The following is a 17,049-nucleotide window of genomic DNA, read 5'->3' as shown; positions in this document are numbered from 1 at the left end:
AATACTTTAAGAAAAAACTCTTCACTGATTTTGAATACTTTAAAAACAGATCCATTGTAAAAGATGGTATGAACTTGTTTATTCGGTATGAGCAAGGTAAAACTTCTACATTTAGAAACGTACTATTTATATAGATATGATAAAATTGCTAAAATTATTTGTTGCTTGCAGAGAGAGATCCTCTCACAAAGTTAAGGTAAACCCACGTTGAACCCACAAAATATGCCAAATCAAATTTATTTTCAAAAAGTTGCATTAGAAACATTGCGTATTGAAGAGCAAGCATTGCAAGTGTTAGCCACACAAATTGATGAACGCTTTAGCCAAGCTTGTGAAATTATTTTACAGTGCAAAGGTCGTTTAGTTATCACTGGTATGGGTAAATCTGGGCATATTGGCCGTAAAATGGCGGCAACTTTTGCATCTACAGGCACACCATCATTCTTTATGCATCCAGGTGAGGCAGGGCATGGTGATTTAGGCATGTTGGTTCGTGGAGATGTACTCATTGCAATTTCAAACTCAGGTAAGAGTGATGAAATTATGATGTTAATGCCACTGATTAAACATTTAGAAGTGCCTTTAATTACCATTAGTGGAGATGATCGTGGGCCAATGCCACAAAGTGCAGATGTCGCTTTAACTTTAGGCAATATTCAAGAAGCCTGTCCATTGGGTTTAGCACCAACGTCGAGTACTACAGCAACTCTAGTATTAGGTGATGCTTTAGCTGTTGCCTTGTTAGATGCACGCGGATTTACCGCAGATGATTTTGCAATGTCACACCCTGCAGGGGCTTTAGGTAAGCGCTTGCTCTTACATGTTAAGCATTTAATGCATACCGGTGATGAATTGCCGAAAGTTCATCCAGATACACCAATGAACAAAGTTTTATATGAAATCTCTAATAAGCGTCTTGGTTTAACCACAGTTGTGGATGAGAATGATAAATTATTGGGCATCTTTACCGATGGTGATCTGCGTCGTTTAATTGACAAGCAACAAGGTTTTGATGTGAATTTACCTGTTTCAAAAGTGATGATTGAACACCCCTCGACTATTTCACAACAAGCGCGTGCAGTCGAAGCACTTGAAAAAATGAATGAAAAGAAAATTAATCAATTTATTGTTGTAGATGATGCCAATAAAGTGATTGGCGTGATTAGTATGCATGATCTGATTCAAGCTGGAGTAAATTAATCAATGGCTTCTTATGTTTTACTGGAACAAGCGCGTCATATTGAAGCATTGGTTTTAGATGTAGATGGTGTTTTAAGTGATGGTTTTGTGACCTTAACCAACACAGGTGATGAAATTAAGTCATTTGATATCCGTGATGGATTGGGAATGAAGCTTGTTCAACAAGCGGGTGTCAAAGTGATTATCATTACTGGTCGTAAAAGTAATATTGTTGAAAAGCGCATGTCTGATTTAGGTGTAGACTTGGTTTTTCAAGGTCGTGAAGATAAAGGTGTTGCATTACGTGAAGCATGTGCACAATTGAATATCGTACCTGAAGATTGCTTATACATGGGTGATGATTGGCCTGATTTATCTGCTTTTGCATTGGCGGGCATGAAAGTAACAGTACCAAATGGCCATGTTGAAGTACGTCGTCGTGCCGACTTGGTGACTCAGGCTGCGGGTGGGCGTGGTGCGGTTCGTGAAGTTTGTGATATGTTACTTATGTCAAAAGGTGTATATCAGGAACTCCTTGAAAAATTTATTGCTGTCCCACATTAATATTTAATCTTGCCTTGGCATTGAGTGTATTGATCATTATTTATGGATACTAAAGCTCTATACATTACTGCGGTTGTTATAGCAGCAATTAGCGGTGGATATTACTATTACAGTGGAAAAGGTAAAAAGTTAGATGCAGATTCTGCACGTAACATGACCTATTCCGCTGATGGGATTCATCTGCTTCAAACTAATGAAAAAGGGCAGTTATATGTGATTGCTCAAGTGGATCATTTGGAACAAGATTTACGTGTAAAAACCTCGAAACTTGTTCATTTAAATGCTTCAATGTATCGTAATAATCAAGTTGATTCGACCTTTTTTGCCAAAGAAGCACGTAGTTTTAATGACAATGAAAAAGTTGTTTTAACAGGGCAAGTTCAGGCCACTAAATTGGGTGAACAAGGTAAATTGGTGTTTTTAACAGATGAGTTGACGGGTTATCCAAAATTACATATGTTAGAAACCAATAAGCTAGTCAATGTAAGTACACCAAATGCTCAATTTGTTAGTCAAGGCTTAAAAGCAGATTTAAATGCAGGTCAATACGAATTCTTTCATATTCGAGGAAAGTATGCACCACAATAAACCACTCTCCCTTTCAAAAAAAATCCTTCAGCATGCAATGGTTGTAACAGGCTTATGTATCGCTTCGACTATGACATTTGCATTGCCATCAGATCGGAGTCAGCAAATTTCATTGGTTGCTGATCATGCAACCTATAATGATAAAACGGGTGTTACTACATATTCTGGGAATGTTGTAATTGAACAAGGGTCGATGAAGTTGCAAGCGGCTTCCATTGTTGCTCAGCTGAATAAAAACAAACAAATTAGTACTATTACTGCAACTGGTTCCCCAGCAAAGTTTCAGCAACAAGTTGACAGCAGTCGTGGTATAGCTCGAGGTGAAGCCTCTAAGATTATCTATAATGCAGAAACAGGTATTCTAAATCTCATTGGTAATGCATATCTGTATCAAAATGGTGCTAGCATTCGCAGTAGTACTTTGAAGTACAGCATGAATAAAGGGGATGTAGAAGCATCTGGTAGCTCAAGTGATAGTGGGTCGTCAAAAGGTCGAGTACAAATTATTATTCCACCTTCAACGACTAAAACATTCCCAGGAGCACGTGATTAATGCAATCAGCATCAGACCAATCACAAGTTTTATGTATCAAGCATTTAGCCAAAAACTATAATAAGCGTTGGGTGGTAAAAGATGTTTCTTTTACTATGCAGAGTGGGCAGATAGTGGGTTTACTTGGTCCAAATGGTGCAGGTAAAACCACCAGTTTCTATATGGTCGTGGGTCTGGTTCGGATGGATAAAGGCGAAATTCATTTAGATGATTTAGATATTTCTGATCTTGCTATGCATGAGCGTGCGCGTAAAGGAATTGGATACTTACCACAAGAAGCATCCATTTTTAGAAAGCTAACCATTGCTGACAATATCATGGCAATTTTGGAAACTCGTAAAGATTTAAATAAAGAACAGCGTAAACAACGTTTAAAAGAATTACTGGAAGATTTTAAAATTTCCCATATTAAAGATTCATTGGGAATGAGCGTTTCTGGTGGCGAACGCCGTCGTGCAGAAATAGCACGTGCTCTGGCTGCGGACCCTAAGTTTATGCTACTGGATGAACCCTTTGCTGGGGTAGATCCAATCTCCGTGGGTGATATTAAAGAGATTATTCTTCAATTGAAAGATCGTGGAATTGGCGTACTTATTACCGATCATAATGTTCGTGAAACATTAACTATTTGTGAGCATGCCTATATTGTGAGTGAAGGTGCTGTAATTGCAGAAGGAACGCCAGAAGAAGTGTTGGCGGATGAGACGGTACGTGAAGTTTATTTAGGTGATGATTTTACCGTTTAATCAGCTAGCATTATTTTCAATGATTGATGGTCATCTTTTGAAAAAATAGACGCTTTTATGGGTTCAGTTTGACACTCAAGGCGTCTTTTTTTTGCTTAACTTTAAATCACCTTTAGCTGATTTTATCTCTGTTTATATTGTTTTATGCTCGTAAACGTTTAGAAATCTGTCATTTTAGATGCGGTATATTTATTTTAGTGGGTGTCTAAAAAATCTATAAAGTTTTAAAGATTGTAAGAAAATCGTATTGATTTACTTGGGATTGATTACATTTGGTAAAATAAGTATACATATTTTTTCTTAAAACATACAGAATTGATACTTAAATCTAGTTTTGGTAATGTGTTGTTATTAATAATTATTAAGTTTATATAAAGTATATTGAGTATACTTATTTAAAGTATTTTTACAAAATTAAATATAAAGAAATAATATATTATTGTTTTACAGTTAATTAATTTTGATTTTTGTATTTAAAATGCTTTTCTTGTGATTTAACTTGTGAAGTTTAATTAAATAAATTATAAAAAATGATTAAAATATATTTGGCTTATTAGAAAAAAACGATAATGAATAAAAACTTAATAATTCAAAATAGTCATATAATTTAAATAGAAATGATTAATCGTTATTTTAATATAATGAGAACTAGTATGCATTTAAAAAAATAAAACCAACTAAAATAGTTAAGATTAATTATACGAAAAAATGGCTCTTAAAACTCAAGCTTATCCGTTAAAAATTGATTACTTGTGAAAACATTCACACTTATTTATCTTTTTATTTATAAATTAAAAAACCGGAAAGGATAAGAAATGAATAATATAACTATTTATGAAAAAGGTACTGCAAAAGTTTTAAATGCAGAGACGGCTTCTAATTCTCATGCGGTTTATAAAGTGAATGTTGATAGAGAAAATATCTCTAAAATTATTCGACTCAATAATAATTTAGAAATTACGCTGAATAGTGGTGAAAAAATTGTTTTAGAAAACTTTTTCACTGGAAAGCTTCCACATGAATTAGTTATTGAAAATTCACAAGGTGATTATTTTTTATTAAAATTAAATGAGTTTAATGGCGAGGGGGTTGCTACAAAAATTGATTATATGGGTATCAGTAATTTTCAGGAATATATTACTGATAACTCTGCATCAGGGGATGTGCCTGTATGGGCTTGGGTGGCAGGTGGAGCTGGAGTTATAGCATTGGCTGCTGCTGCGGGAGGTGGAGATGGCGGAGGTTCTTCAGGAAATAATAACTCCAATGGTGATAAAACTGCGCCAAATGCGCCATCGGATATTGTATTTAGTCAAGATGGGAAAATAGTCACAGGTCTAGGTGAAGCAGGAACTAAAGTTTTTATAAAAGATGCCAGTGGTCACGTAATCGGTACAGGGACAGTTGGTGCGGATGGAAAGTTTACAGTTACTTTAGAAAAACCATTAACCAATGGTGAAGAAATAAAAGTTGGACTAGAAGACAATGCTGGTAATAAATCGCCAGATGTTATAGCGACAGCACCAGATACAACTGCGCCAGAGGCACCATCTAATATTATAGTAAGTGAAGATGGAACTGCAGTCACAGGTACAGGTGAAGCAGGAACTAAAGTTCTTATCAAAGATGAAAATGGCAATGTGATTGGTACAGGGACAGTTGGTGCAGATGGTAAATTTACGGTTACGTTAAAAAATCCGTTAACCAATGGTGAAGAAATAAAAGTTGGACTAGAAGACAATGCTGGTAATAAATCCCCAGATGTTATAGCGACAGCACCTGATACAACTGCACCACATTATGAAAGTGCAGAGGTGAACAGTGATGGGCAATTAGTATTGCATTACGACCAAAATTTAGATGGTAACCATCCTCCGAAACCAAGTGATTTTACAACGACAGTGAATGGACAAGTGGTTGTACCGAATTCAGTCACAGTATTAGGTAAGGATATAATTTTAACTTTTGTACCGCCAATCGAGACTGGGCAAGATGTTACATTTGCTTATACAGATCCAACAACAGGTAATGATACGAATGCAATTCAAGATGTTGCAGGTAATGATTCGGATAGCTTACCAGTAACAACGTTACCCTCAGAAAATAATCACTCTACAGTGGATGGTACTGGCCCGATTTTTATAAGTGCGGATGTTGATGGGACGGGTACTAAACTTACTCTGACCTATAGTGAAGCATTAGATAGTACTAATAAGCCTTTATCAGGGGCTTTTACGATTACAATTGGTGGAGTAAGTATAACTGTTACAACAATTGATATTATTGGAAACACAGTTGTACTGGGTTTTGCCGATCCAATCTATATAGGTCAGCAGGTTAGGGTGGCCTATGCAGATCCAACTACGGATAATGATGCGAATGCAATTCAAAATGCAGCAGGCAATGATGCACTTAATTTAGCAGAATTTGTAGCAAGTAATGGATCTACGCAGATAATCCCAGATGTTACAGCACCAGTGTTCCAAAGTGCAGAAGTGAATACTGCGGGTCAATTAATGCTGCATTATAGTGAGGCTTTGGATGGGATCAATAAACCCGATGCAAATGCTTTTGCGATTACAGTGAATGGTCAAATAGTCGTACCGAGTTCTGTGACAATATCGGGTTCAGATGTGATCTTGAGTTTTGTACCTGCAATTGGAGTGGGTCAAAGCGTTACCTTTGCGTACACAGATCCAACTACGGGCAATGATGCGAATGCAATTCAAGATGTGGTGGGTAATGATGCTGTTAGTATTCCAGTCACAGCCTTGCCTCCAGCGAACAATAATTCAACTGTCGATAGCACAGCACCAGTATTCCAAAGTGCGGTAGTTGATGAGACAGGTACTAAACTTACCCTAACTTATAATGAATCTTTAGATGGGGCTAATAAGCCACTTGCAAGTTCCTTTACGATTACAGTGGGTGGCGTAACAGTTACACCAACCACGATAGATATTATTGGAAATACAGTGGTACTGGGCTTTGCCGATCCGATCTATGCAGGTCAGAACGTTAAAGTAAGCTATACCGATCCGACTACGGGCAATGATATTAATGCGATTCAAGACATCGCGGGTAATGATGCAGCGACCGTCACAGATGTCTTGGCGGGGAATGGCTCTACACAGATTAGTCCAGATGTTACGGCACCAGTATTCCAAAGTGCAGAAGTGAATACTGCGGGTCAATTAATGTTGCATTATAGTGAGGCTTTGGATGGGATCAATAAACCCGATGCAAATGCTTTTGCGATTACAGTGAATGGTCAAACAGTCATACCGAGTTCTGTGACGATATCGGGTTCAGATGTGATCTTGAGTTTTGTACCTGCAATCGGAGTAGGTCAAAGCGTTACCTTTGCGTACACAGATCCAACTACGGGCAATGATGCGAATGCAATTCAAGATGTGGTGGGTAATGATGCTGTTAGTATTCCAGTCACAACCTTGCCTCCAGCGAACAATAACTCAACTGTAGATAGCACAGCACCAGTGTTCCAAAGCGTGGTAGTTGATGAGACAGGTACTAAACTCACCCTAACTTATAATGAATCTTTAGATGGGGCTAATAAGCCACTTGCAAGTTCCTTTACGATTACAGTGGGTGGCGTAACAGTTACACCAACCACGATAGATATTGTTGGAAATACAGTGGTACTGGGCTTTGCCAATCCGATCTATGCAGGTCAGAACGTTAAAGTAAGCTATACCGATCCGACTGCGGGCAATGATGTCAATGCGATTCAAGACATCGCGGGCAATGATGCAGCGACCATCACAGATGTGTTGGCGGGGAATGGCTCAGCTCAAGTCAATCCAGATGTTACTGCACCTATTTTCCAAAGTGCGTTGGTCGATGCTGCGGGTACCAAACTGATCCTAGCGTATAACGAAATATTGGATGGATTAGATAAACCATTGGCCAGTGCCTTTAAAGTGACGGTAGGTGGTGTCACTGTGGTGCCAACTTCGATAGAGATTGTTGGAAATACAGTGGTACTGGGCTTTGCCAATCCGATCTATGCAGGTCAGAACGTTAAAGTAAGCTATACCGATCCGACTGCGGGCAATGATGTCAATGCGATTCAAGACATCGCGGGTAATGATGCAGCGACCGTCACAGATGTCTTGGCGGGGAATGGCTCAGCTCAAGTCAATCCAGATGTTACTGCACCTGTTTTCCAAAGTGCTACAATTAATCAGGCGGGTACAAAACTTACTCTAACCTATAATGAAACGTTAGATGCAATGAATCAACCATTAGCTAGCGCATTTAAGATTACTGTAAATGGAAATACAGTAGTTCCAACTTCAATAGATATCGTTGGCAATACTGTAATTTTATATTTTAGTGATGAAGTCCGCGCAGGACAGCATGTTAGAGTGAATTATACAGATCCATCTGTAGGAAATGATGTTAATGCAATTCAAGATATTGCAGGTAATGATGCTGGAAATGTGACGAATGTTTTAGCCAGCAATGGTTCCGTTGTACCAGATATAACACCGCCTTTAGCACCTACGATTGACTTTGGTTATGATGATGTGGGTCCTGTCAAAGGATTAATAACATTAGGAAATACAACTGATGATGCTACTCCTAAATTATATGGATCGGCTGAGGCAGGAAGTACTATTTCTATTTACCTAGATAATGGTGCACTACCAGGGGCAGTTCCGATAGCAACAGTAGTGGCTGATGCATTTGGTTCATGGTCATATCAGGTAAATTCTGCATTAAGTAATGGTAAGCACGCATTCACAGCTAAAGCAACAGATGCAGCAGGGCTTATAAGTCCTTTATCTGCAGAGTTTGATTTAACAATTCAGCCGACTGTAACCGGCAATGTAGCACCTGTAGTAGCAATTAAAGATGCTAGCTTATTAGGTTTAATTGGCGCAGATGTTGCGGGCTTGATTGTGTTAGATCAACAACCACTACTAGCGGTAGATGCCAATAATAATATTCAATCTGTGAAATTATATGCAAATGCTGGTATTGGTGTGTTAACGCTACCAACTTATACCTATAATGCAGCATTACTAGCTGAGCTTGGTTTAAAAATTGGTGCAGGTAGTGGAGATAACTCAGGTGTTGTAGGTCTAATTGGTGCTAGTTCGACATTGATTATTGAATCTATTAATGGTGGAGCCATTGATAACTTAGTTGTGAATGAGTTTTTGGCATCAGTAAAGCTTGGTGCTAAAGGTTTAGGTGCAATACTGGATGTTTCTTTACTAGGTATTATGGAGGTCTCTGCGACAGATTCAAATGGCTTGACCACAACTGCGGATAAAGGGCATTTACTAAATTTAGGTGTTATACCTGGTTTACTGGATGGAGGTAGTGCTTATATTCATTATGGTGATGCTACAGCGAATAACCTAGATTTTTCATCAGCAACAACCAACCAACGTTTGTATGGTTTTGATGGTAATGATGCACTACATGGAGGGAAAGGTAATGATATCCTCCGTGGTGGAAAGGGTAACGATACGTTGACTGGTGGTGGTGGAAATGACTTCTTAAGTGGAGGTGCAGGTTCTGATACGGCAATTTATAAATTACTTGATAATGCGAATAAAACGGGTGGAAATGGTATGGACACATGGGATGACTTCCATGTGGGAAATACTTTAACGGATACAGAAGCAGATAAAATTGATATTTCAGCTTTGCTTCTTGGAAAAAATGTAACAGCAACCAATATTGGTGAATTTGTTTCAGTACACTATGATTCAACTAGTAAAGTTGCCATTGTAAGTCTTGATTTCGATGGAGAAAAGACCGTATTTAATTCTAGTCCATTGTTAATATTAACCAATCAAAATACCAGTTTTACACTAGATGATTTAATTCAAAATCATCAACTGCTTTATTAATAGGTTAATTCGAATAAAAAACCCCAAGTTTACTTGGGGTTTTTTATTCACTTAATAAAATTAAATTCGAGCTATACTATCCAAAGTCTATGTGTTTAATATTTTTTATCTCGTTTATGCTATTTACCCTTACAACAGAAACTACTTATGATGAAGAGATCAAGAAAAGTCGATTTCAGGCCATTGCTGCATCGGTAGAAAATGAACAACAAGTGAAAGTCTTTTTAGAGCAACATTTAGATATATCTACAACCCATCAATGCTGGGCTTGGAAAATTGGACATAATGTTCGATTTAATGATGATGGTGAGCCATCAGGTACTGCAGGTCGGCCAATTTTAGCTACGATAGAAGGTAATGATCTAATCAATACTATTGTTTTAGTTAACCGTTGGTATGGTGGTATTAAATTGGGTACAGGTGGCTTGGTTCGTGCCTACGGTGGATGTGCAGGACAATGTTTGCTTTTAGCTGAAAAAATTGAGCTAATTGAAAAAAAAGAAATTTATTTTGCTTGCCAGTTTAGTGAGTGGGCAATCTTTCAATATGAGTTGAATCAACAAAATATTGAATATACAGAAGAATATACAGTGGATGGAGTTAAGGTTCAAGCAAGGTTACAACTGGATCAAATTGAAGTATTGGCATTAAAAATTCAAGATGTGACACGAGGTCGTGAACAGTTAAAAATTAAGGATGAAGATTATGACTGAGCAAGACCCATTGTTAAAATATCGTGAGCAACATCAGCATCGATTAAATTATATGCCATGGCTTTATTATTCGCTTAAACCAAAAAATCGGGTCTGGGCAGATGCTTGGCAGCAAGAATATCAAGACTACTTGATGAGTATGGAAACTGTTGAAATTGGTAAAAACTGTTTTATTTCGCCTTTAGCACATATTTTTGCTGAACCAGGACGGAAAATTATTATTGGTGATAATACTTTTATCGCAGCGGATTGTACTTTACATGGGCCATTAGATATTGGTCAGGAAGTTGCGATTAATCATCATTGTATTTTAGATGGTGGACGAGCTGGGATTAAACTGCATGATCAAGTCCGCATTGCTGCATATTGTCATTTATATGCCTTTGATCATGGAATGGATTTATCACAGCCAATCTATCAACAAGCCGTGACTTCTAAAGGTATTGAAATTGAAAAAGATGTTTGGTTGGGTGCGCATGTAGGGATTAAGGATGGTATTAAAATAGCGGCACATGCAGTGGTTGGAATGAATAGCATGGTGACCAAAAATATTGCAGAGCGTGAAATTGTCGCTGGAAACCCTGCAAAATTTATTCGGTATCGCGACTAACAGTATAATTTTTACAATTTTTTTCTTTTTTATTGAGACTTTATACATAAAAGTCGCTTAATCTATAAAAAACTTGTGCTAAGTTAAAATAAGAATGCAACTAAGGCGAAACTGTCTAAGCGAGGCAATAATGAACCGAGTAATAGCGTGTATTGATTCTTCACCTTGTGTAAATGCTTTGGCTGAGGCAGCGGCATGGATCGCAGAAAAAACCGATAGAGAATTAGTGCTATTGCAAGTACTGGATTATTATCCCGCAAGTTATCATTTAGGCGAAATTAGTGGTGTTATTGGTTTTGAAAGTAATGCCATGCTATTGAAAGAGCTGGCTGAGTTAGAGCAAAAACAGAGTGAATTGGCTTTGGAGTATAGCAATAATTTACTCAAGCATATTTCTGAAAATATTCAACAGAAATATGGGGTCACACCAACTCAGATCCAAGAAAAGGGTGATTTTTTAGAACAAAGTTTTAATACTTTGCGAGATAATGATATTGCTATTATCGGTCGCCAAGGTACACGATCGGCTGAAAAAAATAAGAATATAGGCAGTAATGTTGAAAATTTTATTCGTGGAGCTAAATGTACGGTGTTGACCGTAGGGGAAAATTTTAAGCCACCGTCACGCTTTATTTTTGCTTATGATGATTCTCCAAACTGTAAGGCGATGCTAGAACGTGTTGCTAAAAGCGATATATTAAGACACTTACAATGTCATTTAGTTTATGTGGGTGATTATCCTGAAATTTTAAATCAACCCTCGCAGTTTTTAAGAGATGCCGGATTAGATGTGGTGGTTGAATATCGTTATGGTGATGTGGCAGAGAATATTTTAGATTATCAAAATCAGCATGAAATCCAATTGATTGTTTTAGGTGCATTTAGTCATAGTAAAATTCATCAATTTTTCTTGGGCAGCGTTACGACAACTATTTTCCGTCATGCGAGTGTTCCATTGTTGGTGGTTAAATAGTCGATTTTGGATTGAAAAATTTATCTGGTATGAATTTTATTTTTTGTTAAAAAGATGCAGAAAACTTTTGAAAAAATCTTGTTTTTTTTAATACAAGTACTTTGTTTATAAAGATTAAAACAAGCGATTGTTTTGTAGTCTATTGTTAAAATGAGTTATATTTCATTAGCTTATGTTGAAATGATAAAGTTATCCACAAGGATACAAACAGGTTTAGGGGATAACTTAATATAGAGGATATCGATTTTAATTTTTAAAATAGATTAAGTAAAAAAAATCAATTTCTAAGATAGCCATAAAAAAGCCTCTATTAAAGATAGAGGCTTTAAAAAGTCTTAGTGTTGTATGTTATTTCACAATTGCAATTGCAAAACCATCATGTCCTTTACTACCAACCGTTTGTAAGGCAGTACTTGATAAAAGGCGTGGATGATTCTGCATGAGTCGATACATTTCTCGAATACCCTCGATACTTGGTTTATGATTGTCAGAATCTAAAATATCACCCGCACGGATAACATTATCTAGCACAATAATAGTGCCAGAGTGAGATAGGTTTAGACTGAGCTGTAGATATTCAGGATAACTTTGTTTATCTGCATCTATAAAAATAAAATCGAATTGCTCAAAATCTTCAGGTAGTGCTCTTAAAATATCGGCGGCACGACCTACTTTAAGCTCAATGGTTTGAGGAAGTTTAGCATTATCAATATTTTCTTGTGCCAAGGTGGCATGCGTATCTCGGCCTTCAATCGTTAAAATATAACCATCTTCAGGTAAGGCGCGTGCAAGCCACAGAGTGCTGTATGCCGCAAATGTGCCGAGCTCAAGTACACGCTTACATTTATTCATTTGAATCAGCATTTGTAATAGCATGCCTTGATTCGGTGCCACAGCCAAATGGTCAGGAAACCCTTTTTCATCGGTATTTTTTAATGTTTGTGTAAGTGTAGGGTCTACTGGTGTTAAATAAGACTCGATATAAGCATCAATATCTGACCACTGTTGTTGCATATGATTTACCTGACTGATGTCACCTGAGTTGCGATAGATGCATTGTAAACTTTTCAGTTTAGAGTGCAATTCTAGTTCTCATTTTAGTGCAATTGATTGTATGTTCTCAGGTCAGCATTAAAAAATTTTGAAAAGCATATTGATTTTAAAGTTTACACATTGAGCTATTACGAGATAAATCGGCCCCCCAAGTACGATAACCTTGAGTATCAATATGAATTTGACCCGAAGAGTAGAGACCTAGACCCATATTTAAACTTTGGCCATACTGTGCCCAAAATTGACAGAGTTTAAATTTAGTATTTTCAATAAATGCATAATCTTCAACTTGAGGATTTGCAGGGCCAATACGAAAATCGATGGCAGAGTTAAATAAATGACGAGAAGAGCCAGCCCCCCCAGCACATTGGTTTAGCGGTAAATCACGATAAACTGAAGTCACTTCAAAATCAGTTAAAACTTTGGACGCGACTAAATATTTAAAGACTTTGAGGGTTGCAATTTGATTACGCCAAATTTCCCGATTTGGAATCATATATTCAGACTTACCACATTTTTGCCAGTCACGAGCTGTTTTGAATAACTCAAAACTCGGAATAATATTGCCCACATTATTTTGTTCTAAAAATCGTTCGTATTCGCGAGCAGACAGTTGATTATCATTACTAATTAGCCAATTGCGATAAGATGTAGGCATGGCTTTGAGCGGAATAGTACGTTCAAGAGTGATTTTTTCTTGTGGAATAAAAATACGATGACCATTCGGTGTAGAGATGGTTTGACCTTTTTGAGGAGAAGAGGTACATCCAATCATCAACAATGAAATTGTACTGACAGAGAGTAAACCCTTCAAAATATCTTTCATTTTAAATCTATGCTGAATTTAAATAACGAATTATTTTAGTCTATTTTTGATGATATATTTTGCATAATTTGCAAACAAATGTACGATTGAGTAATAAACAATGAAAAAGATCAGCATATGCTGATCTTTAAAATCTTATTTTTCTAAAAGTTTTAACTTATCTGGCTTACCATTCCATTCTTCACGATCAGCAGGCTGGTCGCCAATTTGGGTAATATTAGGCCATTTTTGAGAAAGTTCAGTATTCAGTTCAATAAAGACTTCTTGGCCTTCTGGTAACTCATCTTCTGAAAAAATTGCATTCGCAGGGCATTCAGGTTCGCATAATGCACAATCAATACACTCATCTGGATTGATGACGAGAAAGTTTGGACCTTCATAAAAGCAGTCTACTGGGCATACTTCTACGCAGTCTTGATATTTACACTTAATACAATTCTCAGTGACAACGAAGGTCATGGCGTCTGCTACCTAAAAATATGGTTGTAATGAATAATGCTCTATTTTAGGCAAAAACAGTACCAAGTAACAATTGCTTTTATTGATATTTGTTATACGTTGAGCTACTATTTTTCTCGAAAATGAAAAGCTTGGCTATTTTACACCCAAAATGTAAAAAACTCCCCTGTTAGGAGAGCCTTTTAATAGATGAAATAGAATAAGCTTTAAATAATATAGTTACGCCAATTCTTGGTTTAGCTGTTCTTTTAAAGCATAAAGTTTTGCTAATGCATCACGTGGAGTTAAATCATCTAGATCTAACTCAGCTAAGGTATCGAGTACCACAGACTTTTTTCCGATTTCAATTACAGTTTCTGTGACTTCAGGCTCAAGACTTACTTCAGTAAATAAATCATTTTGTACTACAGATTGTAATTGTTGTTGCTGTTGTTTTTCCAGAATTCGTAACCGTTTTTGTGCTTCTTTAATCACACCAGTGGGAATACCTGCAAGTTTAGCTACTTGTAAGCCGTGGCTTTGGCTAGCTGGACCTTGCTGAACTTTATGTAATAAGATTAAATTACCATTAAGTTCTTTGGCAGTAACATGATAATTATCAATCGCAGTTTCTTTACCTAATTCAGTCAATTCAAAATAGTGAGTTGCAAATAAACATAAACACTTAATGCGTTTAGTTAAATCGATAACACATGCCCAAGCTAAAGATAAACCATCATAAGTACTGGTTCCTCGGCCGACTTCGTCCATAAGCACTAAAGATTGATTGGTTGCATGATGTAAAATTTGAGACGTTTCGGTCATTTCAACCATAAAGGTTGATTTTCCTGAGGATAGATCATCAGCTGAACCAATGCGCGTGAAAATACGGTCAATTGGGCCGAGTTTGGCAGATTTCGCTGGAATAAAACTACCGCAATATGCCAATAAGCTGATTAATGCAGTTTGGCGCATAAAGGTCGACTTACCGCCCATATTGGGCCCTGTAATAATTGCCATACGATGATTAAAATCAAGCTGAGTATCATTCGGTGTATATGGGGTTTTAATTAAAGCTTCAACCACAGGGTGACGACCTGCGGTAATCTGAATGCCAATTTCAGGGCTATATTCGGGACGTGACCAATTTTTTAACCGCGCTTGATGTGCAAAGTTAGTCAGTAAGTCAATTTGTGCAATTGCACCGCTCATCATTTGTAAATTCGCAATATCTGCGCGTAACTCTTCAAGTAACATTTCAAATAGCATTTTTTCACGTGCGAGTGCACGTGACTCACTAGAAAGTACTTTATCTTCAAATGATTTTAATTCAGGCGTGATATAGCGTTCAGCATTTTTTAACGTCTGACGACGAATATAATGATCCGGTGCTTGCTCGGCCTGAGCACGAGTTAATTCAAGATAATAACCACTAACACGATTATAGCCAATTTTAAGAGTATTAATTCCTGTACGTTCACGTTCTTGAATTTCAAGGTCAATCAAAAACTGGCCGGCATGATCTCGGATTTTACGTAACTCATCCAATTCTGTATCAAAACCTTCAGCAATTACATTACCATCACGTAACAGCATCGGTGGATGTTCAACGATGGCAGACATTAAACGTTGATGTAATCCATTAAAATCGCCCAGTTCCTCATTCAATTGAGTAATGAGCTGGGATTGTTGATCATTAAGAATTGGTTGAATCGCATGTCGTAAAAATGGAATTTGTGCACAGGCTTGGCGTAATTGTACAATGTCACGTGGGCGAGCGCTGCCTAGGGCGACGCGACTGAGTACACGTTCAATATCACTGATGTCTTTGAGCACTAAGCGCACAGGTGATTCATGATACCCTTTGAGTAAGGTATCAATGGCATCTAGTCGGGTATCTAAAATGGCAGTATCACGAATCGGCTGCATCAATGTACGGCTTAATAAGCGTCCACCCATCGCAGTTTGACAGTCATTAATCAGTGTAAATAATGACGTGCCATGATCAAATAAAGGATCAATAATTTCTAAATTGCGGCGAGTGACTGGATCGAGCGCAATAAAGTCACTACTTTGTTCTAATTTAATGGAACGAATATGTGGTAAAGCTGTCTTTTGGGTTTCTTTGGCATAGTGAATTAATGCAGCTGCAGCAGCTTTTGCCAAAGGTGAATGATCAATGCCAAAACCTGAAAGGGTGGACACTGCAAACTGATCGCAAAGCGTTTTTTGTGCATTATTGAGATTAAAATCGACATTTGGGCGTTTAGTGATGGGGCAGTCGATTTGTTTTTTGAGCTGTTCAATGATATTCGGGTCGACAATATCTTCGTCTACTAAAATTTCGCTTGGCATTAAACGTGCTAATTCGATGGGTAAATTTTCAGACTTAAACTCTTGTTGCTGAACTTTAAATATACCCGCACTTAAATCTAAAAGCGCAATACCAATTTGGTTCTGTTGAAAACACAAAGCGACTAAATTTGAACTTTGATGCGCTGTGAGTAAAGCATCATCGGTCAGTGTACCAGGTGTTAAAATTCGTACCACAGCACGCTCTACTGGAGCTTTACCCGTAACTTCACCGACTTGCTCACAGATGACAACCGTTTCGCCTTTTTTAACTAAACGTGCTAAATAGCCTTCAGCAGCATGATAGGGAACGCCTGCCATTGGAATAGGTTCACCATTGGCTTTACCGCGATGAGTAAGGGTAATTCCTAATAGTTTTGCAGCCTTATGTGCATCATCAAAAAATAGCTCATAAAAATCTCCCATTCGATAAAACATTAACGAATGTGGATGTTGCATTTTTATATTTAAGTACTGTTGCATCATCGGGGTCAGTGTAGACAGGTCAGGTATTGTTTTATCAGTATTCATTGATGAAATCCTTTAAATATATACGTTCTATCTGT

General features: G+C 37.3%; 13 protein-coding genes. 9 read left to right on the top strand and 4 right to left on the bottom strand.

All coding sequences use genetic code 11. The features are described 5' to 3' along the window. The first annotated feature begins 222 nt into the window (after positions 1 to 222). The 9 genes from B9T27_RS09385 to B9T27_RS09345 all read left to right on the top strand — a co-directional run bounded on the left by B9T27_RS09385 (position 223) and on the right by B9T27_RS09345 (position 11,814). Positions 223 to 1,200, top strand: coding sequence for a KpsF/GutQ family sugar-phosphate isomerase (locus B9T27_RS09385; protein WP_086206561.1), 978 nt, complete (start codon positions 223 to 225; stop codon positions 1,198 to 1,200). 3 nt (positions 1,201 to 1,203) lie between these two features. Then, positions 1,204 to 1,743, top strand: coding sequence for a KdsC family phosphatase (locus B9T27_RS09380; RefSeq protein WP_086206560.1), 540 nt, complete (start codon positions 1,204 to 1,206; stop codon positions 1,741 to 1,743). Positions 1,744 to 1,785: 42 nt separating this feature from the next. After that, a complete protein-coding gene (gene lptC, locus B9T27_RS09375) occupies positions 1,786 to 2,331 on the top strand; it encodes an LPS export ABC transporter periplasmic protein LptC (RefSeq protein ID WP_086206559.1) in 546 nt (181 codons plus the stop codon). Then, positions 2,318 to 2,884, top strand: coding sequence for a lipopolysaccharide transport periplasmic protein LptA (gene lptA, locus B9T27_RS09370; RefSeq protein ID WP_086206558.1), 567 nt, complete (start codon positions 2,318 to 2,320; stop codon positions 2,882 to 2,884). The genes lptC and lptA overlap by 14 nt, the downstream gene beginning before the upstream one ends. Further along, the gene (gene lptB / locus B9T27_RS09365; RefSeq protein ID WP_086206557.1) at positions 2,884 to 3,630 is read left to right on the top strand and encodes an LPS export ABC transporter ATP-binding protein; all 747 of its coding nucleotides are present in this window, start codon (positions 2,884 to 2,886) and stop codon (positions 3,628 to 3,630) included. Before lptA ends, lptB begins: the two co-directional genes overlap by 1 nt. A gap of 815 nt (positions 3,631 to 4,445) precedes the next feature. Continuing rightward, positions 4,446 to 9,518: a SwmB domain-containing protein gene (locus tag B9T27_RS09360; protein WP_086206556.1), complete on the top strand. Its 5,073-nt coding sequence runs from the start codon at positions 4,446 to 4,448 to the stop codon at positions 9,516 to 9,518. 116 nt (positions 9,519 to 9,634) lie between these two features. Beyond that, complete coding sequence (locus B9T27_RS09355) at positions 9,635 to 10,231, top strand: IMPACT family protein (RefSeq protein WP_086206555.1); 597 nt, start codon at positions 9,635 to 9,637, stop codon at positions 10,229 to 10,231. Then, positions 10,224 to 10,841 carry an acyltransferase gene (locus B9T27_RS09350; protein ID WP_086206554.1) on the top strand — a complete coding sequence of 206 codons (618 nt, stop codon included), beginning with the start codon at positions 10,224 to 10,226 and terminating at the stop codon, positions 10,839 to 10,841. The genes B9T27_RS09355 and B9T27_RS09350 overlap by 8 nt, the downstream gene beginning before the upstream one ends. Positions 10,842 to 10,971: 130 nt before the next feature. Continuing rightward, a complete protein-coding gene (locus tag B9T27_RS09345) occupies positions 10,972 to 11,814 on the top strand; it encodes a universal stress protein (RefSeq protein WP_086206553.1) in 843 nt (280 codons plus the stop codon). Positions 11,815 to 12,162: 348 nt separating this feature from the next. On the opposite strand, the gene B9T27_RS09340 is transcribed toward B9T27_RS09345, so the two are convergent. The 4 genes from B9T27_RS09340 to mutS all read right to left on the bottom strand — a co-directional run bounded on the left by B9T27_RS09340 (position 12,163) and on the right by mutS (position 17,014). Next, the gene (locus B9T27_RS09340; RefSeq protein ID WP_086206552.1) at positions 12,163 to 12,828 is read right to left on the bottom strand and encodes an O-methyltransferase; all 666 of its coding nucleotides are present in this window, start codon (positions 12,826 to 12,828) and stop codon (positions 12,163 to 12,165) included. Positions 12,829 to 12,973: 145 nt separating this feature from the next. Beyond that, a complete protein-coding gene (locus B9T27_RS09335; RefSeq protein ID WP_086206551.1) occupies positions 12,974 to 13,693 on the bottom strand; it encodes a D-Ala-D-Ala carboxypeptidase family metallohydrolase in 720 nt (239 codons plus the stop codon). A 135-nt stretch (positions 13,694 to 13,828) separates the two neighbouring features. Then, the gene (fdxA, locus tag B9T27_RS09330) at positions 13,829 to 14,152 is read right to left on the bottom strand and encodes a ferredoxin FdxA (protein WP_086202708.1); all 324 of its coding nucleotides are present in this window, start codon (positions 14,150 to 14,152) and stop codon (positions 13,829 to 13,831) included. 219 nt (positions 14,153 to 14,371) lie between these two features. Next, positions 14,372 to 17,014: a DNA mismatch repair protein MutS gene (gene mutS, locus B9T27_RS09325; RefSeq protein ID WP_086206550.1), complete on the bottom strand. Its 2,643-nt coding sequence runs from the start codon at positions 17,012 to 17,014 to the stop codon at positions 14,372 to 14,374. Positions 17,015 to 17,049 lie beyond the last annotated feature (35 nt).

The organism is Acinetobacter sp. ANC 4648, from assembly GCF_002135345.1.
Classification (GTDB): Bacteria; Pseudomonadota; Gammaproteobacteria; order Pseudomonadales; family Moraxellaceae; genus Acinetobacter.
The sequence above is the reverse complement of the archived record's forward strand: the minus strand, read 5'-3'. Positions and strand labels throughout refer to the sequence as shown.

Bases quoted from the DNA above. Each gene is read 5' to 3' on its own strand.
- B9T27_RS09385 (WP_086206561.1), top strand. From the start codon at position 223: ATGCCAAATCAAATTTATTTTCAAAAAGTTGCATTAGAAACATTGCGT.
- B9T27_RS09380 (WP_086206560.1), top strand. From the start codon at position 1,204: ATGGCTTCTTATGTTTTACTGGAACAAGCGCGTCATATTGAAGCATTG.
- lptC (WP_086206559.1), top strand. From the start codon at position 1,786: ATGGATACTAAAGCTCTATACATTACTGCGGTTGTTATAGCAGCAATT.
- lptA (WP_086206558.1), top strand. From the start codon at position 2,318: ATGCACCACAATAAACCACTCTCCCTTTCAAAAAAAATCCTTCAGCAT.
- lptB (WP_086206557.1), top strand. From the start codon at position 2,884: ATGCAATCAGCATCAGACCAATCACAAGTTTTATGTATCAAGCATTTA.
- B9T27_RS09360 (WP_086206556.1), top strand. From the start codon at position 4,446: ATGAATAATATAACTATTTATGAAAAAGGTACTGCAAAAGTTTTAAAT.
- B9T27_RS09355 (WP_086206555.1), top strand. From the start codon at position 9,635: ATGCTATTTACCCTTACAACAGAAACTACTTATGATGAAGAGATCAAG.
- B9T27_RS09350 (WP_086206554.1), top strand. From the start codon at position 10,224: ATGACTGAGCAAGACCCATTGTTAAAATATCGTGAGCAACATCAGCAT.
- B9T27_RS09345 (WP_086206553.1), top strand. From the start codon at position 10,972: ATGAACCGAGTAATAGCGTGTATTGATTCTTCACCTTGTGTAAATGCT.
- B9T27_RS09340 (WP_086206552.1), bottom strand. From the start codon at position 12,828: ATGCAACAACAGTGGTCAGATATTGATGCTTATATCGAGTCTTATTTA.
- B9T27_RS09335 (WP_086206551.1), bottom strand. From the start codon at position 13,693: ATGAAAGATATTTTGAAGGGTTTACTCTCTGTCAGTACAATTTCATTG.
- fdxA (WP_086202708.1), bottom strand. From the start codon at position 14,152: ATGACCTTCGTTGTCACTGAGAATTGTATTAAGTGTAAATATCAAGAC.
- mutS (WP_086206550.1), bottom strand. From the start codon at position 17,014: ATGAATACTGATAAAACAATACCTGACCTGTCTACACTGACCCCGATG.